Origin of the sequence: Rubellimicrobium roseum (assembly GCF_006152145.1) — a bacterium.
GTDB classification, from domain to species: Bacteria; Pseudomonadota; Alphaproteobacteria; order Rhodobacterales; family Rhodobacteraceae; genus Rubellimicrobium; species Rubellimicrobium roseum.
In genome coordinates this window covers 61595-86729 of record NZ_VDFV01000006.1, presented here as the reverse complement: position 1 = coordinate 86729, position 25135 = coordinate 61595, and the positions used below count along the sequence as shown (strand labels likewise).

The 25135-nt window shown below is 65.8% G+C and carries 28 protein-coding genes; 8 read left to right on the top strand and 20 right to left on the bottom strand.

Going from position 1 to position 25135, the window contains the following annotated elements:
- On the top strand, nt 1-775 hold a 775-nt coding region (locus FHG71_RS07820; protein WP_139081072.1), incomplete at its 5' end, for an IS3 family transposase.
- 117 nt (nt 776-892) lie between these two features.
- Here the strand turns inward: FHG71_RS07820 and FHG71_RS07815 are convergent.
- Nucleotides 893-1315 carry a VOC family protein gene (locus FHG71_RS07815; protein ID WP_139081071.1) on the bottom strand — a complete coding sequence of 141 codons (423 nt, stop codon included), beginning with the start codon at nt 1313-1315 and terminating at the stop codon, nt 893-895.
- Between the two features lie 494 nt (nt 1316-1809).
- Nucleotides 1810-2031, bottom strand: a complete 222-nt coding sequence (locus FHG71_RS07810) for a DUF1127 domain-containing protein (protein ID WP_139081070.1) — start codon at nt 2029-2031, stop codon at nt 1810-1812.
- A gap of 722 nt (nt 2032-2753) precedes the next feature.
- On the opposite strand from FHG71_RS07810, the gene mrdA reads away from it, so the two are divergent.
- Nucleotides 2754-4697: a penicillin-binding protein 2 gene (mrdA, locus tag FHG71_RS07805; protein ID WP_139081069.1), complete on the top strand. Its 1944-nt coding sequence runs from the start codon at nt 2754-2756 to the stop codon at nt 4695-4697.
- Between the two features lie 82 nt (nt 4698-4779).
- Here the strand turns inward: mrdA and FHG71_RS07800 are convergent, their stop codons facing one another.
- Nucleotides 4780-5493, bottom strand: coding sequence for a DUF1194 domain-containing protein (locus FHG71_RS07800; RefSeq protein WP_139081068.1), 714 nt, complete (start codon nt 5491-5493; stop codon nt 4780-4782).
- Nucleotides 5494-5564: 71 nt separating this feature from the next.
- Between FHG71_RS07800 and FHG71_RS07795 the strand changes: the two genes are divergently transcribed.
- The 3 genes from FHG71_RS07795 (at nt 5565) to FHG71_RS23485 (ending at nt 7059) form a co-directional block, all read left to right on the top strand.
- Nucleotides 5565-6332 (top strand): recombinase family protein, encoded by a 768-nt coding sequence (locus FHG71_RS07795; protein ID WP_425467338.1) that lies wholly within the window; start codon nt 5565-5567, stop codon nt 6330-6332.
- Between the two features lie 153 nt (nt 6333-6485).
- Complete coding sequence (locus tag FHG71_RS07790; RefSeq protein WP_176559334.1) at nt 6486-6824, top strand: response regulator; 339 nt, start codon at nt 6486-6488, stop codon at nt 6822-6824.
- Nucleotides 6825-6882: 58 nt separating this feature from the next.
- On the top strand, nt 6883-7059 hold the full coding sequence (locus FHG71_RS23485; RefSeq protein WP_176559333.1) for a hypothetical protein: 177 nt from the start codon (nt 6883-6885) through the stop codon (nt 7057-7059).
- A 333-nt stretch (nt 7060-7392) separates the two neighbouring features.
- Here FHG71_RS23485 and FHG71_RS07785 read toward each other — a convergent pair whose 3' ends face one another.
- The 4 genes from FHG71_RS07785 to FHG71_RS07770 form a co-directional block, all read right to left on the bottom strand.
- Nucleotides 7393-8232 (bottom strand): isocitrate lyase/PEP mutase family protein, encoded by an 840-nt coding sequence (locus FHG71_RS07785; protein ID WP_139081066.1) that lies wholly within the window; start codon nt 8230-8232, stop codon nt 7393-7395.
- 89 nt (nt 8233-8321) lie between these two features.
- Entirely contained in the window at nt 8322-9200 is an 879-nt protein-coding gene (locus tag FHG71_RS07780; protein WP_139081065.1) for an alpha/beta fold hydrolase, read from the bottom strand.
- A gap of 383 nt (nt 9201-9583) precedes the next feature.
- Complete coding sequence (locus FHG71_RS07775) at nt 9584-9994, bottom strand: Cif family virulence factor (RefSeq protein WP_139081064.1); 411 nt, start codon at nt 9992-9994, stop codon at nt 9584-9586.
- Between the two features lie 6 nt (nt 9995-10000).
- Entirely contained in the window at nt 10001-11041 is a 1041-nt protein-coding gene (locus tag FHG71_RS07770) for a substrate-binding domain-containing protein (RefSeq protein WP_139081063.1), read from the bottom strand.
- Nucleotides 11042-11428: 387 nt separating this feature from the next.
- Between FHG71_RS07770 and FHG71_RS07765 the strand changes: the two genes are divergently transcribed.
- Complete coding sequence (locus FHG71_RS07765) at nt 11429-11686, top strand: hypothetical protein (RefSeq protein ID WP_139081062.1); 258 nt, start codon at nt 11429-11431, stop codon at nt 11684-11686.
- Here the strand turns inward: FHG71_RS07765 and FHG71_RS07760 are convergent.
- The 5 genes from FHG71_RS07760 to FHG71_RS23480 form a co-directional block, all read right to left on the bottom strand.
- Nucleotides 11683-12450, bottom strand: a complete 768-nt coding sequence (locus FHG71_RS07760; protein ID WP_139081061.1) for an IS6 family transposase — start codon at nt 12448-12450, stop codon at nt 11683-11685. The genes FHG71_RS07765 and FHG71_RS07760 overlap by 4 nt on opposite strands.
- Nucleotides 12372-12899 carry a transposase gene (locus FHG71_RS24710; protein ID WP_139081060.1) on the bottom strand — a complete coding sequence of 176 codons (528 nt, stop codon included), beginning with the start codon at nt 12897-12899 and terminating at the stop codon, nt 12372-12374. Before FHG71_RS24710 ends, FHG71_RS07760 begins: the two co-directional genes overlap by 79 nt.
- Nucleotides 12900-12942: 43 nt before the next feature.
- Entirely contained in the window at nt 12943-13326 is a 384-nt protein-coding gene (locus tag FHG71_RS07750; protein ID WP_139081059.1) for an IS630 transposase-related protein, read from the bottom strand.
- A gap of 78 nt (nt 13327-13404) precedes the next feature.
- On the bottom strand, nt 13405-14955 hold the full coding sequence (locus FHG71_RS07745) for a winged helix-turn-helix domain-containing protein (protein WP_176559332.1): 1551 nt from the start codon (nt 14953-14955) through the stop codon (nt 13405-13407).
- A 51-nt stretch (nt 14956-15006) separates the two neighbouring features.
- The gene (locus FHG71_RS23480; RefSeq protein WP_176559331.1) at nt 15007-15150 is read right to left on the bottom strand and encodes a hypothetical protein; all 144 of its coding nucleotides are present in this window, start codon (nt 15148-15150) and stop codon (nt 15007-15009) included.
- Between the two features lie 314 nt (nt 15151-15464).
- Between FHG71_RS23480 and FHG71_RS07740 the strand changes: the two genes are divergently transcribed.
- Complete coding sequence (locus FHG71_RS07740; protein WP_139081057.1) at nt 15465-16172, top strand: gamma-glutamylcyclotransferase; 708 nt, start codon at nt 15465-15467, stop codon at nt 16170-16172.
- Nucleotides 16173-16259: 87 nt separating this feature from the next.
- Here FHG71_RS07740 and FHG71_RS07735 read toward each other — a convergent pair whose 3' ends face one another.
- The 4 genes from FHG71_RS07735 to FHG71_RS23945 form a co-directional block, all read right to left on the bottom strand.
- Nucleotides 16260-16829 (bottom strand): glycoside hydrolase family 16 protein, encoded by a 570-nt coding sequence (locus FHG71_RS07735; RefSeq protein WP_218014054.1) that lies wholly within the window; start codon nt 16827-16829, stop codon nt 16260-16262.
- 456 nt (nt 16830-17285) lie between these two features.
- Nucleotides 17286-18119: a GNAT family N-acetyltransferase gene (locus FHG71_RS07730; protein ID WP_139081055.1), complete on the bottom strand. Its 834-nt coding sequence runs from the start codon at nt 18117-18119 to the stop codon at nt 17286-17288.
- A gap of 351 nt (nt 18120-18470) precedes the next feature.
- Nucleotides 18471-19421, bottom strand: a complete 951-nt coding sequence (locus FHG71_RS07725; protein ID WP_218014053.1) for a transposase — start codon at nt 19419-19421, stop codon at nt 18471-18473.
- Nucleotides 19385-19915 carry a transposase gene (locus tag FHG71_RS23945; RefSeq protein ID WP_218014052.1) on the bottom strand — a complete coding sequence of 177 codons (531 nt, stop codon included), beginning with the start codon at nt 19913-19915 and terminating at the stop codon, nt 19385-19387. The genes FHG71_RS07725 and FHG71_RS23945 overlap by 37 nt, the downstream gene beginning before the upstream one ends.
- Nucleotides 19916-20183: 268 nt before the next feature.
- Here FHG71_RS23945 and FHG71_RS07720 point away from each other — a divergent pair.
- Nucleotides 20184-21343, top strand: a protein-coding gene (locus FHG71_RS07720; protein ID WP_139081054.1) for an IS3 family transposase whose coding sequence is annotated in 2 segments (ribosomal slippage) — nt 20184-20457 and nt 20457-21343 — 1161 coding nt in all. Because the reading frame shifts where the segments join, the coding sequence is not laid out codon by codon here.
- Between the two features lie 119 nt (nt 21344-21462).
- On the opposite strand, the gene FHG71_RS07715 is transcribed toward FHG71_RS07720, so the two are convergent.
- The 4 genes from FHG71_RS07715 to FHG71_RS07700 are packed head-to-tail and all read right to left on the bottom strand — an operon-like array spanning nt 21463 to nt 25135.
- Entirely contained in the window at nt 21463-22389 is a 927-nt protein-coding gene (locus tag FHG71_RS07715; RefSeq protein WP_139081053.1) for an electron transfer flavoprotein subunit alpha/FixB family protein, read from the bottom strand.
- Nucleotides 22389-23147 carry an electron transfer flavoprotein subunit beta/FixA family protein gene (locus tag FHG71_RS07710; RefSeq protein WP_139081052.1) on the bottom strand — a complete coding sequence of 253 codons (759 nt, stop codon included), beginning with the start codon at nt 23145-23147 and terminating at the stop codon, nt 22389-22391. Before FHG71_RS07710 ends, FHG71_RS07715 begins: the two co-directional genes overlap by 1 nt.
- A gap of 12 nt (nt 23148-23159) precedes the next feature.
- Nucleotides 23160-24020, bottom strand: coding sequence for a sugar phosphate isomerase/epimerase family protein (locus FHG71_RS07705; protein WP_139081051.1), 861 nt, complete (start codon nt 24018-24020; stop codon nt 23160-23162).
- Nucleotides 24020-25135: a dihydrodipicolinate synthase family protein gene (locus FHG71_RS07700; RefSeq protein ID WP_246045380.1), complete on the bottom strand. Its 1116-nt coding sequence runs from the start codon at nt 25133-25135 to the stop codon at nt 24020-24022. Before FHG71_RS07700 ends, FHG71_RS07705 begins: the two co-directional genes overlap by 1 nt.

The following is a 25135-nucleotide window of genomic DNA, read 5'->3' as shown; positions in this document are numbered from 1 at the left end:
CCGGGCCAAGGTGATCGCGCTGGCTCTCGAGCAGCCGGAGCTCTCACCTCGAGAGTTAGCCGTGCGCTTCACCGACGAGCAGAAGTACTTCGTCTCTGAAGCCTCAGTGTATCGCCTCCTGAAGGCCCACGACCTCATCACCAGCCCCGCCTACATCGTCGTGAAGGCCGCCGACGAGTTCAAAGACAAGACCACGGCACCCAACCAGCTTTGGCAGACCGACTTCACCTACCTGAAGGTGACGGGCTGGGGCTGGTACTACCTGTCCACGGTGCTCGATGACTTCTCCCGCTTCGTGGTGGCCTGGAAGCTCTGCGCCACGATGCAGGCCAGCGATGTCATGGAAACGCTCGACCTGGCTCTGGCCGCCTCCGGGCTCGACCAGGTCAAGATCCGGCACCGGCCGAGGCTTCTGAGCGACAATGGCTCCAGCTACATCGCCAGCGACCTTGCGGAGTGGCTGGAGGACCAAGGCATGACCCACATCCGCGGCGCGCCTCGTCACCCGCAGACCCAAGGCAAGATCGAGCGCTGGCACCAGACCCTGAAGAACCGCATCCTGCTCGAGCACTACTACCTGCCCGGCGCCCTCGAGGAGCAGGTCTCAGCCTTCGTCGAGCATTACAACCACAGCCGCGCCCACGAGAGCCTGAAGAACCTCACCCCCGCCGACGTCTACCACGGCCGGGGCGAGGCCATCCTCGCCGAACGCGAGCGGATCAAGAAACAAACCCTGACCCACCGGCGCTTGCAGCATCACGCCGCAGCCGCCTAACCTCAACCCCCAGATGGACCAGACCCTCCGATCCTGAGCGACGCCATCAGTCTCAAATCACCTGACGACGGACACCTCGCAGGGGCAAGCCCCAGTGAAACGATGCGGAATTAACTCCTAGAGACCGAACTGCACCATGCCGTGCTCATCTATGGTCCAGGCCGGGTTCCACGCGATCTCCCAGGCATGGTCGTCAGGGTCGCTGACATAGCCACGGAAACCGCCGTGCGGCGGTGCATCGGCCTCCCGGAGCACTCGACCTCCCGCGGCCACCAGCCGCTCCATCAACGGCTCGACGCCCTCCCGGGTGGCGACGTTGTGGGCCAGGGAGAACGCGCCCGGGGTGAGGAGGCCAGAGCGGTTCATGTCCAACTCGAGCGAGGGCTTGCTGAACGTGCCCAGCACGAGGCCGTTCATCTGGTAGAAGACGATCTCCTCGTTCTCGAACACGGGCGTCCAGCCGAACCCCTCCACGTAGAACCTCCGCGACCGGGGAAGGTCGGTGATGCCGAGCGTGATGACCGAAATCTGCTGATGCATGTCCAAGTCCTTTGCTGCGCCGCGCATTCCTGCGGGGCGGTGAAGGTCTTGGGCCGTCACGGAATGACGGAAGGACCCACTTGCGCGGGGGCCGGGCCAACCGCACCGACCTAACCTGTTTCAGACGAGGTGGAGATTGCCGGTTTCGGGGAGAGAAGCAAGGTCATGTGAGACAGGTATGGCGGAGGAGTTGTCCGCCGCGCTCTCACCACGAATGAGCCAGACAACTTTTCGAATGACCATTTTCCTTACCACACGTCATCGCAATGCTGTGGCCCACAACTACGGGTAAGCTCAGACCAGTTCGCCAGAGCTGGTGTCCCCGAGCGTCGGTCAGACGGATATCGTGAGAGGCTGACGAAACGGCAGGCCAGACGGCCTTCATGGCTCCTGCTCCCAGCCAAAAGAAAAGGCGGCTGCCCGGGTCATCGGGCGCCGCCGTGTCGTCTGGAGAGGTGGCTCAATGGTAGGGAGCAGCCCCTGACCAGACCGTCTTAGGCCCGGGAGGCAAAGCCCCGGGCAACGTCACCGATGTTCGCGCGGTGGATGCCGATGTCGGCGAGTTCGTGGTCGCTGAGCATCGAGAGCTCGTTCAGGGTCCGGTGGTAGGTCCGGAACTGGGTCCAGCGCCGGGTGAGGCTCGCCTTCAGATTGGACAGGCTTTGCCCGACCGAGATGCCGCCCGAGGCACGGTCAGTGTGGGAGAGGTAGGTCATAGGGATCGTCCTTTGTCAGTGCTCCAGGCCCGGATGGCCCAGACTCGCTTCAGCTTTTGTTGCTAGTGACCCCTAGGTAAGCAGCCGCACCTTCTCCCGCATCAGCCCTCAGAAGAAGGCCGGCATGCAGCTATGTCATGAGCCGCCCAACAATCTCGGTCCGGTGCAGCGCCGCTTTGAAGGGCAGAGATCTCAGGCTGCAGATGGCGATCCGATGTTGCACGAGCCATGTCCGCCAAACGTTCGGACACTGTTGGCGAAGTCGGAGCCGGGTGCCTATCAAACGTTGATGTTGCGGCTCTGGAGCCCGCTAGCCGGTTCCATGCGCCTACTCACAGCTCGTGCTTTATCGCGCTCGCTGCCTCATCCTGACTTCGCCAACAGTGTCCGTTCGTATGATGGACATAGGTGGCCGGACTGCTTCAGGCTCCTCTTTTAAGGCACTTTCCTGTCCGAAATCTATGTCAGGAAATCAGTCGTCCGATATACCTTAGTGCGCCGATATTCTGACGTGCTGATAGGCTACGTCCGCGGATCCGCCAGCATACAGAACTTGGACCTGTAGGGAGGATGCCCTCGCTCGGGCGGGCTGCGAGTGGATCTTCGAGGAGAAAGAGTCTGGGGGAGCTGGCAGCAAGTGCCTAGGCCCCGAACTTCTCTTGGAGATGACGCGAATCCGAGGCATCGTCCTCAAGGCAAGGTGGCGCATTTGGGAGCCATCCATGAGGCGACAGCGCACCGACACGTCCGACGTCTGGCCCCGCATGACGCGGCGCGCGGCGCTCCTCGGCACCGCGCAGCTCGGGCTCATGGGCGTGCTGGGCTGGCGGATGAAGGAGCTTCAGATCGACCAGGCCGACGAGTTCGCGCTTCTGGCCGAGGAGAACCGCGTCAACATGCGGCTGATCCCGCCCGCGCGCGGCCTGATCTTCGACCGCAACGGCGTGCCTCTCGCCACCAACGAGCCCGTCTACCGCATCGTCATCGTGCGCGAGGCCGCAGGCGAGCCGCAGCAGGCGCTGGCCCGGCTGGCCCGCGTGATGCTCCTCACCCCCGAGGAGATCGAGGGCGCCATAAGTGAGATGGAGCGCATGGCCTCCTTTGTGCCCGTGACGGTCAAGGACCGCGTGACCTGGGACGATGTGGCGCGAGTGATGGCGAACATGCCCGCCCTGCCTGGTATCACCGCCGAGGTGGGTCTGTCGCGCCACTACCCCGAGGGTGCCGACACCGCACATGTGGTGGGCTACGTGGGCCCGGTCAGCGACTACGACCTGAGCCTGATGGAGGACCCCGATCCGATCTTCCAGATCCCCAAGTTCCAGCTGGGCAAGACGGGGGTCGAGGCCAAGCTCGAGGACCAACTCCGTGGTCAGGCGGGCACCCAGCGGATCGAGGTCAATGCCACAGGCCGCGTGATGCGGGAACTCTCGCGAGACGAAGGCATCCCCGGCACCGACATCCAGCTCACCATCGACGCGCACCTGCAAGCTTACGTCGAGGCGCGGATGGCCGGCGAAAGCGCGGCCTGCGTGGTCATCGATTGCGCGACCGGAGATCTCCTCGCCGTGGGCAACGCGCCCTCCTTCGACCCCAACCTCTTCGTGCGGGGCATCTCGGTCCTGGACTGGACCAGTCTGAACGAGAACATCTACCACCCGCTGGCGGCCAAGGCGGTGCAGGGCGCCTATCCGCCGGGCTCCACCTTCAAGATGGTGACGGCCCTGGCCGCGCTTGAGGCGGGGGCGATCAGCCCGGAGGAGACGGTCTACTGCCCGGGCGTGACCAACGTGTCGGGCATCAAGTTCCACTGCTGGAAGTCGGGCGGGCACGGCAATGTCGACTTCCACGACAGCCTCAAGTTCTCCTGCGACTGCTACTACTATGAGGTGGGCCAGCGGGCGGGCATCGAGGCCATCTCGGCCATGGCCAAGCGGCTGGGCATCGGTGTCCGGCACGACGTGCCCATGTCGGCGGTCTCCGAAGGCATCGCGCCCAACGCCGAGTGGAAGCAGGCACAGCACGATGATGTCTGGCGCGTGGGGGACACGGTGAACGCGTCCATCGGCCAAGGCTACGTGCTGGCCACGCCGCTCCAGCTGGCGGTGATGACGGCGCGCATCGCCACGGGCCGGGCGGTCAAGCCGCGGCTGGTCAAGACTGTGAACGGTGCCGAGCAGCCCTCGGGCGCGGGCGAGCCGCTGGGCCTCAACGAGAACCTGCTTCGCCGGGTGCGCGCCTCCATGTTCGACGTGGTCAACCACCAGCGGGGCACCGCGGCGCGCTCGCGCATCGTGACTGAAGGCATGCAGATGGCCGGCAAGACCGGCACGAGCCAAGTCCGCCGCATCACGCCCGAGGAGCGCGCGCGGGGCGTGACCTCCAACGCGGACCTGCCCTGGGAACGGCGCGATCATGCGCTCTGGGTGGACTTCGCGCCCTTCGACAACCCGCGCTATGCCGTCTCGGTGGTCGTCGAGCACGGATCGGGCGGGAGCACCGCAGCGGCGCCGATCGGCCGGGATGTGACCCTTCAGGCGCTCTACCGGGGCTTCCCGCCCATCGAGGCCTACCCGGAGGACCGGCGCGAGGAGGCTCAGCAGATGCAGGAGCGCGTCCGCGCCATCATGCAGGGTCGGCCCATCCCCGCCCTGGACCGGGCGTGACGCCCAACCGGGGGCCAGGTCAGCCCAAGAGCGGTGAGTGCCTTAAGGGGGTGTCCCGGCCGACGACCATCCCGGTCCTCCCTCACGGCCCATCGTACCCGGTCGGGGGCAAGCCACTCACCATCGGCAGGCTCAACTCGCGCAGCAACTTGGCCCGCATGGCCCGTTCATAATCCTCGTAGCCGTCGGCCTCGATCCAGAAGGCGCCAGAGCCGTGCAGCATCTCGGCCTCGAACCAACTCACCAGCGCCTGCCTGGTCCGGGGCGTGACAATGATGAGGGCGTTCACCGTCACGGTTTCGAACAGCGGGACAGCCTCGTAGATAGCCCGGGGCGAAGGTCCGTTGTTGCTGATCCCGTCCCCCGCGACATCCACCGTCCAGGCCCGGCACGCCGGGGCAGCCTCGAGCGCGCCCGCGGCATGGGCGAGCGCGGATCCGAGCGCGGTCTGACGGCTGCTGCCAGGGCGTCGGCTCGTGGCGATCGTCAGGGCGATACGGGTCAGGTCGTCCTCAGATCGGACCATCTGCCAACTTGGCAACAGCGAGGATTGCGTGGTCTCATCCGACCACTCAAAGGCGTAAAGCGCCACCGGATCCCCGGTCAGGAAGGCTCGCCTTACCTCTGGAGCCACCAGGGCTTGCGCCAGCCCGCCACGTTGAAGCCGGTCTTCATGCACATCGACAGATGAGGACACGTCGAGCGCAAGAACCAGAGCCAGGCGGCAGCCCTGTGCCGTGGCCGAGGTGGCCAATCCCAACAGTGTCACCAAACACCAGGTTGCACGGATGGCCATTCGCGGCCTCCAAGATCGTCTCTAGAACGATATCACGAGTCTGCTCGCGGATCACAGGACGGGCTCGGCACATGGAACGGGCACGGAACTACGCTAAGCGCCGGGTGAGCTGGGTGGGCGTCGCCAAACACATGTTTGCCGTCACCCTTGGACAGGCTGCCTCCCATCCCTTCCCGGATCCGGCGTTTTCTGCGCGACAAACCCTGTCGGTTTGGTATGTTGCGCGGGTACTCGCGATGAGAGGTTTTCCGTACATGCTGGTCGGCTACATGCGCGTCTCGTCTGCTGATGACCGCCAATCGGTCGACCTTCAGCGCGACGCGCTGATCGCGGCAGGGGTCGACGACCGACATCTTCACCAGGACAAAGCCTCCGGCGCTCGCGACGACCGGCCGGGATTGAGGGTGTGCATCGAGTATCTGAAGAAAGGCGATACCCTCGTGGTGTGGAAGCTGGACAGGCTCGGCCGCTCGCTTCCGCACCTGTTGGAGATCGTCACCGACCTGAAGTCACGGGGCGTGGCATTCCGCTCTCTGACGGAGCAGATGGACACAGCCACCCCCCACGGAGAGCTGCTGTTCTCGATTTTTGGCGCGCTCGCCCAGTACGAGCGGGCGTTGACCCGTGAACGCGTCATCGCCGGCCTTGCGGCCGCCAAGCGCCGTGGCCGGCGTCGTGGCCGCCCGCCCACGCTCACGGCTGAGCAGATCGAGCAGATCACGGCCACGCTCGACGGCGGCGCGAGCAAAGCGTCGGTATGTCGGAGCTTCAGAGTGCCGCGTTCGACGCTGCTCGACACCCTCAAGCGGGTGGGCTGGACCGCTCCGGCCAAGACCTGATTGAACGCCGTGGTTTGGCGGCAGCTGTGAAGGAAAGTCCGCAGCCGAACCCGGCAGCAAAAACTCGCCTGCATTGGTGTAACAAACGAGATGCCCGGCAACCTTGGCGCTCCGTGGCCGGTTCCTCCTGGGTCAAGACGAGAGGTGCGCAGGATGAACATCCTGATCGTCGAGGATCACAAGCTCATCGCTATGGATTTGGAGGAGATGCTGAGCGCCCAAGGGCACACGGTCGAGGGCACCGTGGTCACGGCATGCGACTGCCTTGCGCGATGCGCCGAGAGCCCGCCTGACCTGGTCGTGACCGACCTCAACCTTGCCGACGGACCAACCGGTCTGGGGCTGGTCGATGCCTTGGCCGAGCAGGGCATTCCCACGGTGATCGTGTCGGGCGACGCAGGATCTGTTCCGGCCGGCACTCCTGCCAAAGCTGTCGTCAAGAAGCCGGTCCATGAGTGTGAGTTGGAGATCGCCGTGGGACGGTTGGGGTAGCTCCAGGGTTTGCCTGCCGGGGCTCCGCGACGCCGAAGGATGAACGGAGGAAGGCGCCATGACGTGGGCGTTTGTGGCCCTTCAGCTTGCCTGCGGTGTTCTCCTGCTGCTGACGTTCATCGTCTCCCGTTCCAGCAGAAAGGGCATCTGGTCGCTCCTGATGCTCCTGGCCGCCGTGGGCATCCTGCTCTTCGGAGCGCTGGCCTACCTGCGTCCGCTCCTTCCCTACGTCTGACCGACACCCCAGCTTTGGAGATCAGTGAAGCTCACCGGGCGACAGGCTTTCTGAATTGCCAGAAGGTCCGCAAAGCCTCCCTTCAATGAGACGATCACCGTACCAGCTATGTGAGACAGGTTTTCACCTGCTATAACAAGGGACGGCCGGAGAGGTCGAGACTGTCCGTTCAGCGATCCCCTTGCGGACACGCCAACCTTAGGACAAAGGCCAGTACGCCCAAGCGAAGCCACCGTAGTGCGATGGATCGAGGGCGAGGACATCGGGATGGCGCGCGGCGCGAACGAAGGCTGGACGGCGCTGGCCTGACAGCGGTTTTGGCAGAAGCCGGCATCAGCTTGCGTTGCGATCGCGGGGGGTCATCATCGCCGAAACGGCGACGGCCGGCACGGCATCTCGGGCGTAGGTGAAGGTGCCGTGGTCACGCACCTCCTCGGCCGCGCGGATCAGTGCGCCCAAGGCGGCGCGGGCGAAGGAGCCGCCGACGCTGATGCGCTTGACGCCGACTGCGGCCAGTTCCGCCACGCTCCAGGTTGGCCCCGACAGGCCCTGCACAACGTTCACGGGGCGATCGACCTCTTGGCACAGGGTACGGATCGCGTCCAAGTGCGGCAGGCCCGGGGCATAGAGAACATCCGCTCCGGCCTCTTGGTAGCGTTGGAGGCGGTGGATCGTGTCGCCCAGGTCGGGACGGCTCCAGAGGAAGTTCTCGGCCCTGGCAGTGACAACGAAGTGACGGCCTCGAGCGATCTCGGCGGCCGCGGCGATGCGCTCGGCCGCGAGCCCCGCGTCGAGGATCGGAGCGGCTGGGTTGCCGGTCGCGTCCTCGATGGAGCCGCCGACGAGACCCGCGAGGGCGGCCATGCGGATCGTCTCGGCGCAGGTCTCGGGGCTGCGTCCAAAGCCGTCTTCGAGGTCAGCCGAAACGGGCAGGTCGGTGGCGGTCACGATCTGGGCGGCGTTCCTGAGCACCGTGTCGCGGTCGAGCGCAGCGGATGAGTCGCGGGTGCCCAAGGCGAAGGCCAGGCCGGCGCTGGTGGTGGCCAGCGCCTCGAAGCCCAGGTGCGTCAGGATGCGCGCGGTGCCCGCGTCCCAGGGGTTGGGGATCACAAAGGCGCCGGGGCGGGCATGGAGCGCCACGAAGCGGGCGTGCTTGTCCTGCTGGGATGTCATCGGCGCCTCCTCCAGCATCGTGACTTCAGTGCGGAACTGGACCGCTTCGGCAGAGCCATGTTTTCGCCCCGAGCGCGACCCGTGATCCGCTATTCGTCCAAGAACCCGGTCAGGAGTTGGCCCACCCGCTGGGGCTGCTCCCAGAACATATTGTGTCCCAAGCCCTCGAACGCTTCGAACCGCGCCTGCGGCAGAGCCGCCCGCAGCGCCTCCTGCTCCGGAGCCCCGAAGAGGCTGTCCTGGTCGCCCCACAGGATGAGCGTCGGCGCGGTGATCTGGGGAGCTAGGGCCGACCAGTCGGTGATGCTCAGCGCGTTCAGCACGCCCATCCAGACCTGCTGCGGCACCGCGGCGCTTTCCGTCCGCTCACGCGTGAGGAAGTCCTCATCGACAGGAGTCGGGTTCCAATACCAATCGAGCATGAACTGGCTATCGGGATCGATGGGGTGCTGGAGGGCAGGCACGTTCTCTCGAAGCCAGTCGCCCGATCCCTGCGGCGTCTTCATGGCCGAGGAGATCAGCACCAGCTTATTCACGCGCTCGGGCTCAGTCGCCGCAACGATGGCCGCCGTCATGGAACCCAGCGAGTGGCCCACCAGGTCGGCCTTCTCGATGCCCTTGGCGTCCATGAAGTCGATCACGTCATGGGCAAACGAGTCGAGCCCGTAGCAACACTCAGGCGCCTCCGAGGCTCCATGACCTCGCAGGTCGAGAGCATAGATGGGCCGATCGCCCAAGTAAGGCGCGGGCAGCGACCAACTGCGGCTGTTGTCGGTGTAGCCGTGCAGGAGAATCAGCGGCACGCCCTCGCCGGTGCCCAACTCCACATAAGCCAGGTCGAGACCTTCATCCGTGGTGATTGTCTGGCGCGCGGCGTCCCAGTCGGCCTGCGGGGGCACCGTAGGTTCAGCCTGTGCAGTCACGGCCGCAATCAGGCCGGCCGCGAGGGCAAAGGGAGCAAATCTCATGGAGGACACCTATGTCGCTGCTGCGTTTGCGCCAGCGTAGGTGCCGTTGAGATGCTTCACGCGCCAGAAACGGCCGTCCGGCGCCGGAAAGTGACAGATCTGAGCATGTCCGCTGAGCGCAATCACCGAGTTTCGTGTACGTCCGCTTGACCGCGTTGGTCTTTACGACCTGCGCCAATTCCGATCCTTGCGAACGCAGTTGAGCACTCGCCGCTGAGCGACCCTCTGCGATGGCAGAGGAGCAACCCTCTGCGATAGCAGAGACACGCAGTGGACAGGCGGAAGCGTAGGCACGCCTAGCGGCCTCAACCCCCTACCCTCGGCTCGCACTTTGGGGGCTTGCCCCTTCCAACACTAGCGCTGTTCACCGCAGTCTAGAGCTCTCAGGGCTGGGCGCCGCGTGCCGCCCATGCCGCCATCTCGCCGTCAGCGATAGTCAACGTCACTCGCCAGCGGTCAGTGCGGCGCAGGAGGTAGACGTGCTCCCACTCGGCAACCGTTTCGGCACCCTCGCCCTTCATGCGGTAGGCCATGCGGGCCTCAGCCACGTGCGGGAAGAGTTCGGCCGTGGAGAGCAGCTCCCCCACCGGGCGAACGACGCCTTGTTGGCGGTAGAAGTCCATGAGCGTTGCGCAATGGCCGCGAAACGTCTGCCGATCCATGGCGAAGTTTCCGCCGGGCGAGGGAAAGAGCCCGACCGGCTCCCACAGATCGCAGACCGCATCGGCATCCCAGCGCGCGAACGCATCGATGTAGCTGTCGAAGAACGCCGCGATCTCATCCTGGAAGGTCATGACGGCTTACTCGATGGGTGCTTGCATCGTTCGTTCCTCGGCCACCGCCTGCTGAACGGTGACGAGCTCCGGGTCGGAGACGAGGCCGTACTCGGACAGCGGGCCCTCGGGACCGGCCACATCATCGGAGACGAAGAACTCGGCGAACTCCTTGAGCCCGGGGATCACGCCGATATGGGCCGTCTTGAGATAGAAGAAGAGCGGGCGGGAGACAGAGTACTCGCCGCTCGCGATGCTCTCGGTCGAGGGGGGCACACCCCCCATGGTCGCGACCTCCAGCCGGTCGGTGTTGTTCTCGTAGAAGGCCAGGCCGAACACGCCGATGCCGTCCGGGTTGGCCTGGAGCCGGGCCAGGGTCTCGTTGTAGTCGCCGTCGATGTCCACCGAGCGGCCGTCGGTGCGCAGCTCCAGGCAGGCCGCCTCGGCCGCGTCCTCGTCACCGGCGTGGGCCGCCAAGAACGCGTCCCAAGCGCCAGACGCCTCGCAGCCGGCCAGGATCACCTTCTCCTCGAACACCTCGCGGGTGCCATGCTTGGTGCCAGGAATGAAGGCCAGGATCTCCTGGTCGGGCAGCGCGGGGTCGATCTGCGACCAGAGCGTGTGGGGGTTGTCCAGGATCTGGTTGTCCACGGGCAAACGGGCGGCCAGGGCCTTGAACCAGTGCTCGGGCGTGAAGGCGAAGGTGGGGGCGTCCTCGGGCGTGGCGAAGACCAGACCGTCGTAGCCGATGCGCACCTCGAGGATCCCGTTCACGCCGTTGGACTGGCACTCCTCCCATTCGCCCGGGCGCATGGGGCGGGACGCATTGGCGATGTCGATCTGGTTCTCGCCCACGCCGTCGCAGAAGCGCGACAGGCCCGCCCCGGTGCCGCCGCCTTCCACCACCGGGGTGCGGAAGTCGGTGTTGTCGGCAAAGGCCTCGGCCACGATGGACGCATAGGGCAGCACGGTCGAGGAGCCCGCCACCTGAATGTTCACCCGCGCGATGGCGGGCGCTGCGGCGAGGGCGAACGCGACAGACAAAAGCAAGCGCTTGGTGATGGACATGGGACCTCCTCGGCAGTGAACCCGGCTGTGACACGAAGACTGCCTGACGGCTTTCGCTGACCTGGACCGGCTCCGAGAAGCAAAGACCATAAGGACAACTCAGGAAGCCTCAAGACGGTGCAGCTCGTGCGACCATTGATCCGATGCCCCGGCGCCTCGCGGATGCCTTCGCCCACCATGGCGTGAGCATTGAAGACACCATGGTCCACGTTCTTGGGACAACGAGAACCTGACCGAGCCTTTGGTCTTGTGTGATCGTGGACCGGTTGACCGTGACGGCGTACAGTTCGGGCAGTTGAGGTTCGACCCGGCCGATCTGAGCCGTGACATGCCTCAAGGCGCATGACTTGCCCGGCTCGGGGATCGACCTCTGAAGGAGGTGGTCTCATGCTCAGAACGGTGAATGTGATCCTGACCGAGGACAAGCGCGACGGGCCGGCCCTGGCTGCGGCCGTGGGCCTCGCACGGCGACTCGATGCGCATCTCGACGTGATCTGTCTGGCTTTGGAGCTCATGCCGATCTACGCGATCGAGGCCGCCGCGGTGGCCTACCAGGTGGATCGGACCGATGCCCGGAAGCGAACGGACGGGCTCTGTTGCAAACTGCTGAGGAGGTGCGCAGAGGTGGTTGAGCGATGCCGTTAGGCCGCTTGGATCTCGAGCCGCTCACTGACGAACTGCACGGCATCACTTAGCGCGCAGGTACCAAGTCCGAAGGCACGCTCGATGAGGCGCGCTTCGCCACGGATGTCGCGCGAGATGTTGAAAATGGCCGCCTGGCCTTTTCTGAGGGCACGCATCACCTCGAAGCCTTTGATCGTGGCGTAGGCCGTCTTCAGCGTCTTGAACCCACGCACGGGACGGATCAGCTGCTTTAGCTTGCCGTGGTCAGCTTCGACGACGTTGTTGAGGTACCTGACCTGCCGGTGCAGAGTGTCGTTTGGACACTTACCTTTCTTCTTCAGCTCGGTGAGCGCAGCGGCGTAGGTCGGTGCCCTGTCGGTGTTGATGACGTGCGGCTTCTCGTAGTCCTTGAGGCCCTTCAGCGCTTTGCCGAGGAAGCGCTTCGCTGCCGCAGTGGTCCGGGTCGGTGAGAGGTGGAAGTCGATGGTGTTCCCGTGCTTGTCGACGGCACGGTACAGGTAGGCCCACCGGCCCCGGACCTTCACGTAGGTCTCGTCTACCCGCCAACTTGTCGAGCGCGGCCGGCGCCATTGCCACCGCAGCCGCTTCTCGATCTCGGGCGCGTACCTCTGGACCCACCTGTAGATCGTGGAATGATCGACGCTCACGCCGCGCTCGGCCATCATCTGCTCGAGGTCGCGGTAGCTCACCCCGTAGCGGCAGTACCACCTGACCGCCCAGAGCACGATCTCGCCCTCGAAGTGACGTCCCTTGAAGCCCGACACCGCCCGGCCCTCCCTCTCGTCCGGGCCCCATCCAGCCAGCCCGCGGCAAAGGATTGCAACAGAGCCATCTCGATCGGGTTGAGGTCAGGGCTGTAGGGCGGCAGGAACAGGAACCAGCAGCCTCTGCCCTTCAGAGCCGCTGCGGCGCGCGGGCTGCGATGGGTGGACAGGTTGTCGAGGATCACCGCCGTGCCCGGGACGAGAACGGGGGCAAGCTGGGTTTCGACGTAGGTGTCAAAGGCGAGCTGGTCCATGGCTCCTGGAATGATCCACGGGGCGATCAGCTCATCGCAGGTCAGGCCCGCCACAAAGGTCTGGCTGTGCCATCGCCCGAACGGGGTCGAGCCGTAGAGGTGCTCGCCTCGGGGGCAGCGCCCCCGCAGTCGTGTCAGACCAGTCCTGACGGACGTCTCGTCGAGAAACACCAGGCGATGCAGGAACTCTCGCATCCAGCGCTGCCGCCGTGCCCAGTCCTGGCGCCGGCGCCGCACCTCAGCTTTGGCGCGCTCTGTCGCGATCAGCCCTTTTTTTATATGAGGTGCCGGCCCGCCGGAGGGCGCGATGCAAGGAGGACAGCTGCACCCGGACTCCGCGTGCCTCGGCCAGAGCTCCGGCGAGTTCCTTGAGCGTGATGTCCGGCTCGGCCCGGACGATCTCCAGCGGAAACGCCTGGTGCCCGGCCAGCTTGCCGGTAGTCCCTGGCGCTCGGCCCTGCGGCTTGGGGCTGACATCGCCATGCTCCCGCTGCGCCGCAGCCAACCGCACCGCTGTGCTCGCACTCACGGAAAACAGCCGCGCTGCCGCGCGACAGGAGTGGCCCGCCTCCACATAGGCCACAATGCGCTCGCGCAGGTCCATCGAGTAGGGCTTGCCCATGATCCACCTCCCCAGGGAAGTGAATCACAGCACCAGGCGCGGTCGAAGCCCTCCGATTCAGGTCAAAGGCAAACCGCTTTAGGCCCCGTCCGTGATCGCGAGCGCCCGTTTGATCCCGTCGACCAAGCATTGCCGCTCGCGTTCATGCTCGAACGGGTAGCTCGTTCGGGCGAGATGGACGAAGTCCTGCCCTGGAGCCAAGGCCTGTGCCTTCGCCACGTGCTGTCGTGCCAATTCCCGTTCGCCCATGAGGGCGTAGGTCGCGGCAAGCCTGACCTCCTGGCGCGCGCTGCGCCAGGGGACCCGGCTCAAGAGCCGGGCGGACTCTTCGTAGTGGCCCAGGTGGAGGAGGGCCATGGAGTGCTCGTTGTCGTAGTAGCTCGGCCACAGCGGATTGATGTCCTTGGCGCGCTCGAACCAGTCGAGGCTCTCCTGCGCGCGCCCCCGGATCATAAGGACATTGGCCACGTTGAAGAGGCTGTCCGCGTCGCAGGGGTTGAGCGCCACGGCCCGGCGCGCCGCAGCCTCGGCCTGCTCGAACTCACGGAGCCAGCCGTGGAAGTAGGACAGGATGCCGTGACAGCGCGACTCCTCGGGCGAGAGCTGCACGCCCCGGAGCCCCTGGGCGTAAATGCGGTGCTTCACCTCCAAGGGCGCCATGTTGAATTCGTGCAGCGACGCATCCGCCAGCCCATGATACGAGTAGGCGACCCCAAGCGAGGGGTCCGCCTCGATGGCGGCGGCGAAGTGCGCAAGCGCGGCCTCGTTCACCCCCGGACCGAAGGTGCGAAACAAGGCTCGCCCCTGCGCTAGGCGCTCAAAGGCGGTGAGGGACGCCGCGGGCCGGCGCAGGCTGCCGCGAAGCCCCGCCTCCTCGATCGAGGTGAAAAGCCGGGATACGATCTGCCGTGGGATCAGGTCCTGGAGCGTGAGCCAGCCCGTGCCCTCGCAGGTGAAGCTCTCCCCCCAGAGGACCTCGCCGGAGCGCACCTGATTGAGCGCCATAGCCAGCACGAGGCGGCCCTCCACCAGGCGGGCCGAGCCGTCCACGATATAGTCAGCCTTGAGCCTGGCCCCGATACCCTCAAGATCCAGGCTTCTGTCGGCGGCGGCTGCGAAGGCGGAATGCCGGGCGATCACCGTCAGGTTCCGGAAGCGCGCTAGCCCTGTCGTGATCTCTTCAACGAGACCGTTGATGATCGGGAGGAGGTCTGGGGATCCCGTGTGATCGGTCAGGGGCAGGAGCGCGATGCGCGGCCGATCCGAAAGCGCATCCGATCTGATGGGCCGAGCGGGAGTCGCCTCTGCGGCCAGCGCTGTCAGGCAGAGCAGAAACCCTCGCCGGGCTACAGTGCGCAGGATCTGCCCGTCCTCATCGTTCAGGGCTTTCCGCACATCCCGAACGGCTTGGCTGAGCGACGCCTCTGTCACGATCACGTCCGGCCAGACTGCATTCAGCAGTTCGTCCTTGGGCACCACTCGCCCGGGCTGGCACGCTAACTTGCACAGGAGCTGGAAGGCTTTGGAGCGGAGCGGGACCACTTGGCCGTCCCGGGTCAGGGTGCCGCGACCGAGGTCGAGCACCGCGTCGCCAAGCTGGATGACCGTCGCGCCAGGGTCCTGGGCCACCGTGCTCCTCTCCATGCTCCCGAGGAGCGTGGAGAGGGGTGGCCAGGCGTGTCAAGCCCAGCCGCTCCGCAGCCGCTCGGCCCGCTCGAGGAGTCCCCAGTCGGTGACGCAGCCCTCGCCGGACAGAAGTCCCAACTCATCATGGGTGCGCAGGGACAGGCGATCCAGGTCCGCTTCGGTCTCTCGAGTGACCATGCGATCCTGCCTGCGGGCGGATGCCACAAGAGGCGGGAGCCTGAAGGCTTCGATAGCAGTCCTGAAGGGCTCTCTGCGGGTCGTGGCGTTCGCGAACATCGGATCTCTCCCAGGACGCGCGCTCCTCCGGCGCGTCTTGGGAGAGAGTGGGCCAAGGCGCCGTTCCTGTCTCAAAGCGGATTTGAAACTTTCTTGAAACTGCGCTGACCCCAAGTTGGGCGGCATGGCTCAGCAAGCTGAGGTCGAGAGGTGGCTCGCGCGCCCGGCGTTTGGTATGTTGCTGGGTAGGACGCGGCCTTGGAGTGAGGTCCTCGATGCCTCGTGTTCTGCGCCTGACCCGCGATCTTGTGGACCGGCTCCCCGCCCGGGTGGACGAGCGCGGCCCCGTGCGCTGGTCGGCGCCGTCTGATGCGTATTACCCGGAGACGGCGGCGACGATCCTCTCCCAGTTGCCCGAGGACGGCCAGTTCTGGGTCTTTGCCATTGGCTCCCTGATCTGGAGCGGCAAACTTCCGGCTGTCGAGCGTCGCCCTGCTGTCATACGGGGATGGCACCGCGCGTTCTGTCTTGGCCCGGACCGACGCTTTCGAGGCAGTCCGGCCGCACCAGGGCTGATGATGTCCTTGGACCGGGGTGGGCAGTGCCAGGGCATCGCCTTCCGCTTGGATCCCACCAACCTGCCAGCCTCGCTGGAGGCGCTGCTCCGCAGCGAGCCGCCAATGCCGCCGCGCTGGGTCACGGCCCGAACCCCGCAGGGCACGGTGAAGGCCATCGCCTTTGCCTTGGAGCGCCGCCACTTCATGTATGCGGGCCGGCTGTCGGAGGCCGAGGTCGCCGACCGCCTGGCCAGTGCGGTGGGCCACGTGGGCACCATGGCGGAATATCTGCTCAACACAGTGATCCACCTCGAGGAGGCGGGGATCCACGACCGCGCACTCTGGCGCATGCAGGCCATGGTGGCGGAGCGGCTGGAACGGCTGCCCGCGATAAGCCCTGACAACGGTCTCACTAGCGGGGTCTGAGCCCGCCCCGCTACAGCCTCCGATTGCCGCACGATCCGCTATCAGGCCCGCCGGCCTTATGTCCTGATCGCGCACTCAGTCAGGTGATCAGGTCTGCTGGACCTCGGCCACCACGTGCCCGCGCACCCAGTCGATGCTGAAGCTGTTGGGGCGGTCCCGCCCAGCTGTGCCGACATCCGCAAAGGCGAAGACATCGAGCATGAGCTGCATGGGGTAGTCAGGTGACTGGGCCACGTGGCGCAACACCTCGCCATCGAGGAGGAACGACACGCTATCAGGGGTCCACTCGGCCGCGTAGACATGCCAGTCGGCCACGTCGAACGGCACGAGCGGGTCGGCGAAGTCGGTCACCAGGCGTGGGTCGGTGATCGCCTTGATGCCATGCCCGAGCTGCGCGCCTTCCTCGGTGATGCTCCGGCCGAAGACTTCCATGACGGTGATCTCGCCCGAGTCCTCGGGGCGGTCCTCCCAACCGATCAGCCAGAGCGCGGCCATGCCGTCGGGGCCGAGGTCCGCGCGGGCGCGCATCTCGATCGCGCCGTAGTGCGGCAGGTAAAGCCGCATCGGGGCGAGCGCCTCGCGCACCCGGAGGCCTGGCTTGAAGCGGTGCTGACCCTCGGTCGAGCCTAGGGGCCCGGACCGATGCCCGGTTTGCACGTGGGACACGCGTGTTGCGGGGTCGAGCTCGGGGCACCAAGAACCTTGGTCGCGATCAACTCTCAGCGTGAGGCAGCCGTCTGCAACCACGTAGCGCGCCTGCGACTGCGCGCGAGAGCTCCAATGGGGTAGAAAGTGGGGGAACCACCGGTTCTGATCGAGCGCATGTCCTTCGAAGTCGTCCTCGAACTCCAGGCGATAGCGACGGCACTGGACCGAAGGGAAGGATGAGAAGGGCCTTGAGGTCATGTCGGAAGCACGTCCCGAGAAGATGAGGAAAGTCTGACCCCAGTGTCGGCGAACCGGCAGGTCGCGCCAAGGGCCGTGCTTTGGACCCACAGCGCACACCGAACAACATCGCGCATTCTTCGTGAAATACGCACAACGCGAGGCGTCATGTCTCGCATGGGTATGGTCGTGTGAGGCAGCAAAGGACTGGGTTCGTCTCGGGCCGGTTCAGCCCAGAGCCTGCGCGACCAAGGCATAACGGTGGTGGGCACCTCTGATCGGCTGAGCTCGCCCCCGCCTCATCATCGTGCCAGTCCCTACAGGCTCGAGACCGTGCTCGGTCAGAAAGGGGCTGAGACCGATGCCGTCATCCGTCAGGTCCACGCGCAGGAAACGGCCAGCGGACACGTTGAGCAGCATTCCGAGCATCGCGCGTGCCTCGGTTTCCGAGCGGGCCACAAGGGGGCCGACGAGGTCGCCCCGGCCGAAACGACGATGGGCAGCAAACGCCACGACCTCGCCCCTCTCTCGCTGGATCAGAGCGCGACCGTCGCGAAGCAGCGCCTCCATGAGCCAGCTGCGGTCCATGCCGGTCGCCGCTTCGTCGAGAACAGCCAGATCAGGAGCGTCGGCGTTCCCGGCCCAGTCCTCGGGCAGGTGACCCGGAGCGGCTCGCGCTAACCCCTGGTGCTGCTGCACTTCCCCGCAGGGCTCGAAGCCGAGCTTCCGGTAAAGCGGCAGCCCCTCCGGCGTCGCGACCAGGCGCCACTCCCGGGGCGCGAGCTGTGCCATGGCATGCTCCACGACCCGCCGCCCGAGGCCGCGTCCGCGCAAGCGCCTGTCCACGAGGATCATGCCCAGGGTGGCGACGGAGCCGAACGGGATGGCGATCGCGGTGGCGACCACCTGCTGTCCGTCGATGGCGACCACGCCCTGGGACTGCGACAAGATCAGTTCCCAGTCCTCACGCCGATGCGGCCAACGTTCCGCCAGGGACAGCGCCATGGCCCCGTCGAGATGCTCTGGGCCCATCCGGACGAGGTGAGGTGCTTCAGCTTGCATGATGAGCCCTCCTCCCAAGGATCGGACCTCCCAGCAAGTGGCCAAGATGCGGACGCGAGGGCCTGCCACCCTGTGCGCAACGAAGAGGAGCGCATTCCAAACGCCAACGTGGTTATGCCTGTGACAGAGCAAGCGCCAAGTTGCGGAGTGGAAAGGGTCCTGCGAGCTGCTCGTCTGTGCGTATCTCATGCAGACCGTGTGAAAACGGAGCCTTCGCCGAGTGACTGGCGGCTTTGAGCCGTCGAGAACGGATGTTGGTCTGCTTTGGGCTGCTATGGGACAGATGGGCCGAAGGAGGCGCTCAGGAACTGCCCTGGACCGATATCAGCCAAGGTGATTTCGGCCGCGCCCTTACGCCTTTGCCGCTGCAATCAGGCCAGGCACTCCGATCAGGCTGATGGCACGCCGGATGTTGTAGGCGAGCGCCGTCAGGCTGAACTCGCCCCGCACGTTCTCCAGCCGCCGCATGAGGAAGGCGCCCTGGTTCATCCATTGCTTGATCGAGCCGAACGGGTGCTCGACGCTGGATCGGCGCTGGCCGAGGACCTCGGGGCGGGCAGCGAGCCGCGCGGCCATGCGGTCGAGCACAGCCTCGTTCTCCAGACGTGAGACATGCCGGTAGCTCTTGGTGCAGCGAGACCTCAGGGGGCACGCCAAGCAGGCCTCGCGGTTGCTGTAATCGATCTTGACGTTCTCTCGCGATCGTCCACGTCGGCACGGCCGCAGGGTCTGGCCTCCGGGACAGATGAAGGTGTCCGTTCCAGGGTCGTAGCGGAACGCTTCCTTGGGGAAGAAGCCCTCGCGGACGGACGAGCCGCGCACCGGCTTGGGGACGTAAGGGGTGATCCCGGCTGTCTCGCAAGCCTCGATGTCCTCGATCTTGAAGTAACCTCGGTCGGCCACGGCCTCGATCTTCTCGACGTCCAGCGCCTGTATGGCGGCCTTGGCCGTCGTGGCCAGCAGCCCCATGTCGACCACCTGACTATGAACCTGCTGTTCGACAATGAGCTTGTGCTTGGTGTCGACGGCGACCTGCACGTTGTAACCCACGCCGACCTTAGTCATGCGCGCCATGGCTCGGCTGTCGGGGTCCGTGAGCGAGATCTGGTCCTCGCCGGTGCGGTCCAGCTCCTCCAGGAGCGCCTGGCGGCGCTCGCGCCTGCCCCGGACGGCCGCGATCTTCTCGGCCAGCCGGGGGTCTCCATGAGAAGAGCCACCGCTGGTGCCGGCCTTGTCCTCATCGGCATCGCCCTCGTCCAGGCGCTTCAGATACCCGGCCAGCTTCTCGTCTGCCTGCTGCACAAAGGCGGTGAGTGAGGCGCGGGTGAAGTTGCGGTCCTTGTTGTTGACCGCCTGGGATCGCGCGTGCCGTCCACGGCCAGGAGCTCGCGGCCGAACAGGTCGAGCTGTCGGCAGAGCACCACAAAGGCCCGGAACACGGGCCGGAAGGCGGCGCGGTTGTCGCGCCGGAAGTCAGCGATGGTCTTGAAGTCAGGCTTGAGGCCTCGCAGGAGCCAGATCACCTCGATGTTGCGGTGGGTCTCGGCCTCCAGGCGCCGGCTCGAGCGCACGCGGTTGAGGTAGCCGTAAATGTAGAGCTTCAGGAGGTCGGCCGGATCGTAGCCCGGCCGACCCGTTGCCTTGGGAACGACACGTGCGAAGCCGGCGGCCGCAAGGTCCAGCTCGTCCACGAAAGCCTCGATGAAGCGGACCGGGTTATCGGGACCCACGTAGTCGTCCACCGCCTCCGGCAGAAGCAGGAGCTGCGAGCGGTCATGTCCAGACAGATGTGCCATGGCCGAGGATACCACGGCGGCTCACCCGCCCGAAGTATCAGCTGGGTTCTCACACGGTCTGCTTGAAATACGCACGGAGTTCTCGACCTAGGAAGATCAGCAGGTTAGTCTGTGCGTATCATATGTGCGCAATATGGGGCTGATCCGGTGCCGCAGATTTACGGCTACGCTCGCGTCGGCACCGACGGGCAGACCCTCGACGCCCAGGTGGCCTGCCTCCCGAGAGCGGATCCATCTGTGATGTCAGCTGAGCTGACGAGGAGGATCCATGCCGAAGAAGCGACACAGCCCTGAGGAGATTGTAGCGAAGCTGCGCCAAGTGGACGTGATGACGTCGCAGGGGCGCACCTTGGCTGAGGCGATCCGGGCAATCGGAGTAGCCGAGGCCACCTATCATCGCTGGCGTAACGAGTATGGCGGGCTGAAGCTCGATCAGGTCCGACGGCTGAAGGAGCTCGAGTTGGAGAACAGCCGGCTGAGGCGTGCGGTCTCCGATCTCACGCTCGACAAGCAGATCCTGGCCGAGGCTCTACGGGGAAACCGACCAGCCCTTCGCGTCGCCGGCAAAAGGTCGAGCAAGTCTGCGCAGAGCTTGGCGTGTCCGAGCGCCGAGCCTGCCAGGCCCTTGGCCAGCCGCGGTCGACCCAGCGTCGTGTGCTGAGGAAGCCAGACGATGAGGAGCGGCTCACAGCCGCCATCACCGAGTTGGCAACCATGTACGGGCGCTACGGCTACCGCCGCATCACGGCTCTCCTGCGTCAGGCAGGTTGGGTCGTGAACAAGAAGCGGGTCGAGCGCATCTGGCGGCGCGAGGGGCTCAAGGTGCCAAGGAAGCAACCCAAGAAGGGCCGGCTCTGGCTGAGCGACGGCTCCTGCCTTCGGCTCAGGCCTGAGCGGGCCAACCACGTCTGGGCCTATGACTTCGTCCAGAATCGCACCCACGACGGACGCAAGTTCCGCATGCTTTGCGTCGTGGACGAGTTCACCCGCGAGGCGCTGGCCATCCGCGTGGACCGGAAGCTCTCTTCGGCCGAAGTCATCGAGACCTTGGCCGAGCTGATGCTCGAGCGCGGCGTGCCCGAGCATATTCGTTCCGACAACGGGCCGGAGTTCGTGGCCCAGGCTGTTCGGAACTGGATCGCGGCCGTGGGCTCCCGGACGGCTTACATCGAGCCGGGCAGCCCCTGGGAGAACGGATATGTGGAAAGCTTCAACTCCAAGCTCCGAGACGAGCTGCTCCACCGCGAGATCTTCTACTCGCTCAAGGAGGCCCAGATCCTGATTGAGGGCTGGCGCAAGCACTACAACGCCGTCCGCCCGCACTCGGCCCTGCGCTGGACCCCACCGGCCCCGGAGGTTCGGCTCCCCACATTCCGGGTCTGGCCCGCCAGGACGCTAGCCCACCATGCCCCGACGAACTACCATTGACCCTGGAGCCGTGATCGGGGTCCAGCCAGAAAGGGTCGGCCACGGCTTGTCGGCCTCGCATCAGATGGTTGTCGATCCCTCCCCAAACGCGCGGGACCGATTTCAGTTAGGTTCTGGCTTCACAGCTTCTCGGTCAGTTCCGGGACGGCGGTGAAGAGGTCGGCCACGAGGCCGAAGTCGGCGACCTGGAAGATCGGCGCTTCGGCGTCCTTGTTGATGGCGACGATGAACTTGGAGTCCTTCATGCCCGCGAGGTGCTGGATGGCCCCCGAGATGCCCAGCGCGACGTAGAGGTTGGGCGCGACCACCTTGCCGGTCTGGCCCACCTGCCAGTCGTTGGGGGCGTAGCCCGCGTCGACGGCCGCGCGGCTCGCACCCACGGCGGCGCCGAGCTTGTCGGCCAGGGCCTCCACGATCTCGAAGCCCTCCTTCGAGCCGATGCCGCGTCCGCCCGACACGACGACCGGGGCGGAGGTCAGCTCCGGACGGCCCGAATGCGCCGTGCGGTCCTCGATCCACTGCGACAGGCCCGGGTCGGTGGCGCCGGGGGCGGCCTCGATCGGGGCGGCGTTGCCCAGGGGGGCGGCGTCGAAGCCCGCGGTGCGGATGGTGGCGACCTTGATCGCGTCCGAGGAGGTCACCGTCTGGATGGCGTTGCCCGCGTAGATGGGCCGCTCGAAGGTGTCGGCGTCCTGGATGCCCGAGACGTCGGAGATGACCATGACGTCGAGAAGCGCGGCCACGCGGGGCAGCACGTTCTTGGCGTCGGTGGTCGCGGGGGCGACGACGTGGCTGTAGCCGGAGGCGAGGCTCACGATCAGCGCCGCCGTGGGCTCGGCCAAGCGGTGGCCCAGCGCGGGGTCCTCGGCGACCAGCACCTTGGCCACGCCCTGGATCTGGGCAGCCTGCTCGGCTGCGCCGCGCGCGGAGGCGCCGGCGCAGAGGACATGGACCTCGCCCAGCTTGGCCGCCGCCGTGACCGCCTTGGCGGTGGCATCGAGGCCCAGCTGGCCGTTCGTCACTTCGCCGATCAGAAGAATAGCCATCACACCACCCCCGCGCCCTTGAGCATGTCCACAAGCTCATCCACCGACTTGGCCATCACGCCCGCCTTGCGGCTCGCGGGCTCGGTGGTCTTCACGACCCGCAGCCGGGGCGTGACATCCACGCCGTAGTCTCCGGGCGTCTTCTCCTCCAGGGGCTTCTTCTTGGCCTTCATGATGTTCGGGAGCGACGCGTAGCGCGGCTCGTTCATCCGAAGGTCCACGGTGACCACGGCGGGCATCTTGACCTTGATCGCCTGGAGACCGCCGTCGACCTCGCGGGTCACGGTGGCCTCCTCGCCCTCGACCTTCAGCTCGGAGGCGAAGGTCGCCTGCGCCCAGCCGAGAAGGGCCGCGAGCATCTGGCCCGTCGCGTTCATGTCGTTGTCGATGGCCTGCTTGCCGCAGAGCACCAGCCCGGGGCTCTCCTCCTTGACGATGCCCGCCAGGATCTTGGCCACCGCGAGTGGCTCGATGTCCTGGTGGACGTCCTCGGAGGCCAGCACCAGGATCGCGCGGTCGGCACCCATGGCGAGCGCGGTCCGAAGCGTCTCCTGCGCCTGGCGGACGCCGATGGAGACGGCCACGACCTCGGTCGCGGTGCCCTTCTCCTTGAGCCGGATCGCCTCCTCGACCGCGATCTCGTCAAAGGGGTTCATCGACATCTTGACGTTGGCGAGATCGACGCCCGAGCCGTCCGCGCGCACGCGAACCTTCACGTTGTAGTCGATCACGCGCTTCACAGGCACAAGAACCTTCATGGGCGCTTTCCCTCAGCAAGCAGTCCGGAACCGCTCAACCATGACGTCGAGCACCTCGTCCGGATCGCGTTTCCACCAGTTGTCGGCCGAGAAGATTTCGACCTCGCAGGGGCCACCGTAACCCGCCCCCTCCATCGCTGCGCGGAGACCGCGCAGGTCGGCTACTCCGTCCCCCATCATGCCGCGGTCAAGGAGCACGTCCCGTGTGTCGGCCAGCCAGTCACAAAGGTGATAGCCGAGGAGGCGCTCCGGTCCCGCGCGCCGTAGTTGCATCGAGAGCTCGGTGTCCCACCAGACATGATAGACATCGACGGCGACACCCAGATTTGGGGCTCCGATCCGATCGCAGATGTCAAGCGCATCGCGCACGGTGGTCAGACAGGAACGATTGCCGCCGTAAACCGGGTTGAGTGGTTCAAGCGCCAAGCTCACGCCGCGCTCGGCCGCATAGGGCGCGACCTCGGCAACTCGATCTGTCACCAGGTCAAGGCTCGGGCCAGCTCCCTTCGTGCCAGGCTCGACGCCGCCTGTGACAATTGTGAGGATCGGTGCCCCTAGGTCTGCAGCCATGTCGATCGAGGACCGGAAGTCGTCCATTATCTGCTGTCGGCTCGGCAGTGCCAGGGGACCCGTCAGGAACGGCGTGCGGCAGAGGCCGTCTACCCGCAAACCCGCTGCCCGGGCACGCGCCCCGATCTCAACGGCCCGGGAACCAACTTCCCGGCGCCAGAACACGATTCCGCCGATGCCCCGTTCCGCGCAGGCGTTGATTACCCTCTCGACCGGCCAGCCGGCTCCGTGGCCGTCGAGGTTGTGCCCAAGCGTCGCCGTGTTAAGGGCAAGCTGCGATGTGTCGTTCGAGAAATCCCGCATCACACACCGTAAAGTGCGAGGAGGCGTTTCATCCGCGCGACGGCCATCTCAGGATCGCGAAGGAGCCCGCAGCCGTCGGCAAGGCGGAAGACCTCGGTGAAGTAGGGGAGCGGCCGCATCGCCTGCGCGCCGTTCAGCATGATGAAGTGGTCCTGGAACCCGTTGAGCCAGGCCAAGAACACCACGCCTGTCTTGTAGTGCTGCGTCGGCGCCCGAAAGATCAGCCGCGCGAGAGGCACGGTCGGGTCGAGCGTCTCGCGGAAGCGTCTCGCATCCCCCTGCCCCAGCTGATTGACGGCCTGGGCCGCGGCAGCGGCAAGTGGGTCGAAGATGCCAAGAAGGGCGTGGGAGAAACCCTGTTCGTCGCCTTCGATCAACTCGGGGTAATTGAAGTCGTCCCCCGTGTACATCTTCACCTCCGCCGGCAGGCGGCGGCGCATTGCGATCTCCTTGTCCTTGTCTAGGAGCGAGATCTTTATGCCGTCCACCTTGGAGGCATTCTGCTTGATGACGGCGAGAGCGGTTTCGAGCGCCCCCTCGAAGTCCTGGGCCCCCCAGTATCCAGCCAGCGTTGGATCGAACATTTCGCCCAACCAGTGGAGGATCACCGGCTGGTCACAGCTCGCGAGCACGTCGCCATAGACCCGGATATAGTCCTCTGGCCCTCGGGCGACGCGGACGAGCGCCCGTGAGGCCATTAGGATCAGCCGCCCGCCTACTCCCTGGATCGCTTCCACTTGATCGAAATAGGCCCGTCGCACGTCGTCGAGCGACCGCGCTTCTTTTGGGTCGAGGTGGTCAGTGCCACAACCGTTGGCCACGAGCGCCTGGGGCAGATCAGCCTTAGTCCGACGGATCAGTTCAAGAGCGCCCGGCCAGTCAAGGCCCATGCCGCGCTGGGCGGTGTCCATGGCCTCAGCGATCCCAAGGCCCAGCCCCGCCAGATAGTGGCGGAAAGCCATGGTCCGCTCCCAGTCGATGGCCGCCGGGCCGGAAGGATCCCTGTCACTGAAGGGATCTGCGACGACGTGGGCAGCCGAGTAGATGACTCGGGTCGGGCTCGGACCGAGAGGGACCGGCGCGATAGGACTGCCGGTCAGCGTATAATCCGTCAT

Excerpts from the sequence above, each read along its gene's own strand:
- FHG71_RS07815 (WP_139081071.1), bottom strand. The coding sequence starts at position 1,315 with ATGCATCAGCAGATTTCGGTCATCACGCTCGGCATCACCGACCTTCCC.
- FHG71_RS07810 (WP_139081070.1), bottom strand. The coding sequence starts at position 2,031 with ATGACCTACCTCTCCCACACTGACCGTGCCTCGGGCGGCATCTCGGTC.
- mrdA (WP_139081069.1), top strand. The coding sequence starts at position 2,754 with ATGAGGCGACAGCGCACCGACACGTCCGACGTCTGGCCCCGCATGACG.
- FHG71_RS07800 (WP_139081068.1), bottom strand. The coding sequence starts at position 5,493 with ATGGCCATCCGTGCAACCTGGTGTTTGGTGACACTGTTGGGATTGGCC.
- FHG71_RS07795 (WP_425467338.1), top strand. The coding sequence starts at position 5,565 with ATGGAACGGGCACGGAACTACGCTAAGCGCCGGGTGAGCTGGGTGGGC.
- FHG71_RS07790 (WP_176559334.1), top strand. The coding sequence starts at position 6,486 with ATGAACATCCTGATCGTCGAGGATCACAAGCTCATCGCTATGGATTTG.
- FHG71_RS23485 (WP_176559333.1), top strand. The coding sequence starts at position 6,883 with ATGACGTGGGCGTTTGTGGCCCTTCAGCTTGCCTGCGGTGTTCTCCTG.
- FHG71_RS07785 (WP_139081066.1), bottom strand. The coding sequence starts at position 8,232 with ATGACATCCCAGCAGGACAAGCACGCCCGCTTCGTGGCGCTCCATGCC.
- FHG71_RS07780 (WP_139081065.1), bottom strand. The coding sequence starts at position 9,200 with ATGAGATTTGCTCCCTTTGCCCTCGCGGCCGGCCTGATTGCGGCCGTG.
- FHG71_RS07775 (WP_139081064.1), bottom strand. The coding sequence starts at position 9,994 with ATGACCTTCCAGGATGAGATCGCGGCGTTCTTCGACAGCTACATCGAT.
- FHG71_RS07770 (WP_139081063.1), bottom strand. The coding sequence starts at position 11,041 with ATGTCCATCACCAAGCGCTTGCTTTTGTCTGTCGCGTTCGCCCTCGCC.
- FHG71_RS07765 (WP_139081062.1), top strand. The coding sequence starts at position 11,429 with ATGCTCAGAACGGTGAATGTGATCCTGACCGAGGACAAGCGCGACGGG.
- FHG71_RS24710 (WP_139081060.1), bottom strand. The coding sequence starts at position 12,899 with ATGCGAGAGTTCCTGCATCGCCTGGTGTTTCTCGACGAGACGTCCGTC.
- FHG71_RS07750 (WP_139081059.1), bottom strand. The coding sequence starts at position 13,326 with ATGGGCAAGCCCTACTCGATGGACCTGCGCGAGCGCATTGTGGCCTAT.
- FHG71_RS23480 (WP_176559331.1), bottom strand. The coding sequence starts at position 15,150 with ATGGTCACTCGAGAGACCGAAGCGGACCTGGATCGCCTGTCCCTGCGC.
- FHG71_RS07740 (WP_139081057.1), top strand. The coding sequence starts at position 15,465 with ATGCCTCGTGTTCTGCGCCTGACCCGCGATCTTGTGGACCGGCTCCCC.
- FHG71_RS07730 (WP_139081055.1), bottom strand. The coding sequence starts at position 18,119 with ATGCAAGCTGAAGCACCTCACCTCGTCCGGATGGGCCCAGAGCATCTC.
- FHG71_RS23945 (WP_218014052.1), bottom strand. The coding sequence starts at position 19,915 with ATGGCACATCTGTCTGGACATGACCGCTCGCAGCTCCTGCTTCTGCCG.
- FHG71_RS07715 (WP_139081053.1), bottom strand. The coding sequence starts at position 22,389 with ATGGCTATTCTTCTGATCGGCGAAGTGACGAACGGCCAGCTGGGCCTC.
- FHG71_RS07710 (WP_139081052.1), bottom strand. The coding sequence starts at position 23,147 with ATGAAGGTTCTTGTGCCTGTGAAGCGCGTGATCGACTACAACGTGAAG.
- FHG71_RS07705 (WP_139081051.1), bottom strand. The coding sequence starts at position 24,020 with ATGCGGGATTTCTCGAACGACACATCGCAGCTTGCCCTTAACACGGCG.
- FHG71_RS07700 (WP_246045380.1), bottom strand. The coding sequence starts at position 25,135 with ATGACGGATTATACGCTGACCGGCAGTCCTATCGCGCCGGTCCCTCTC.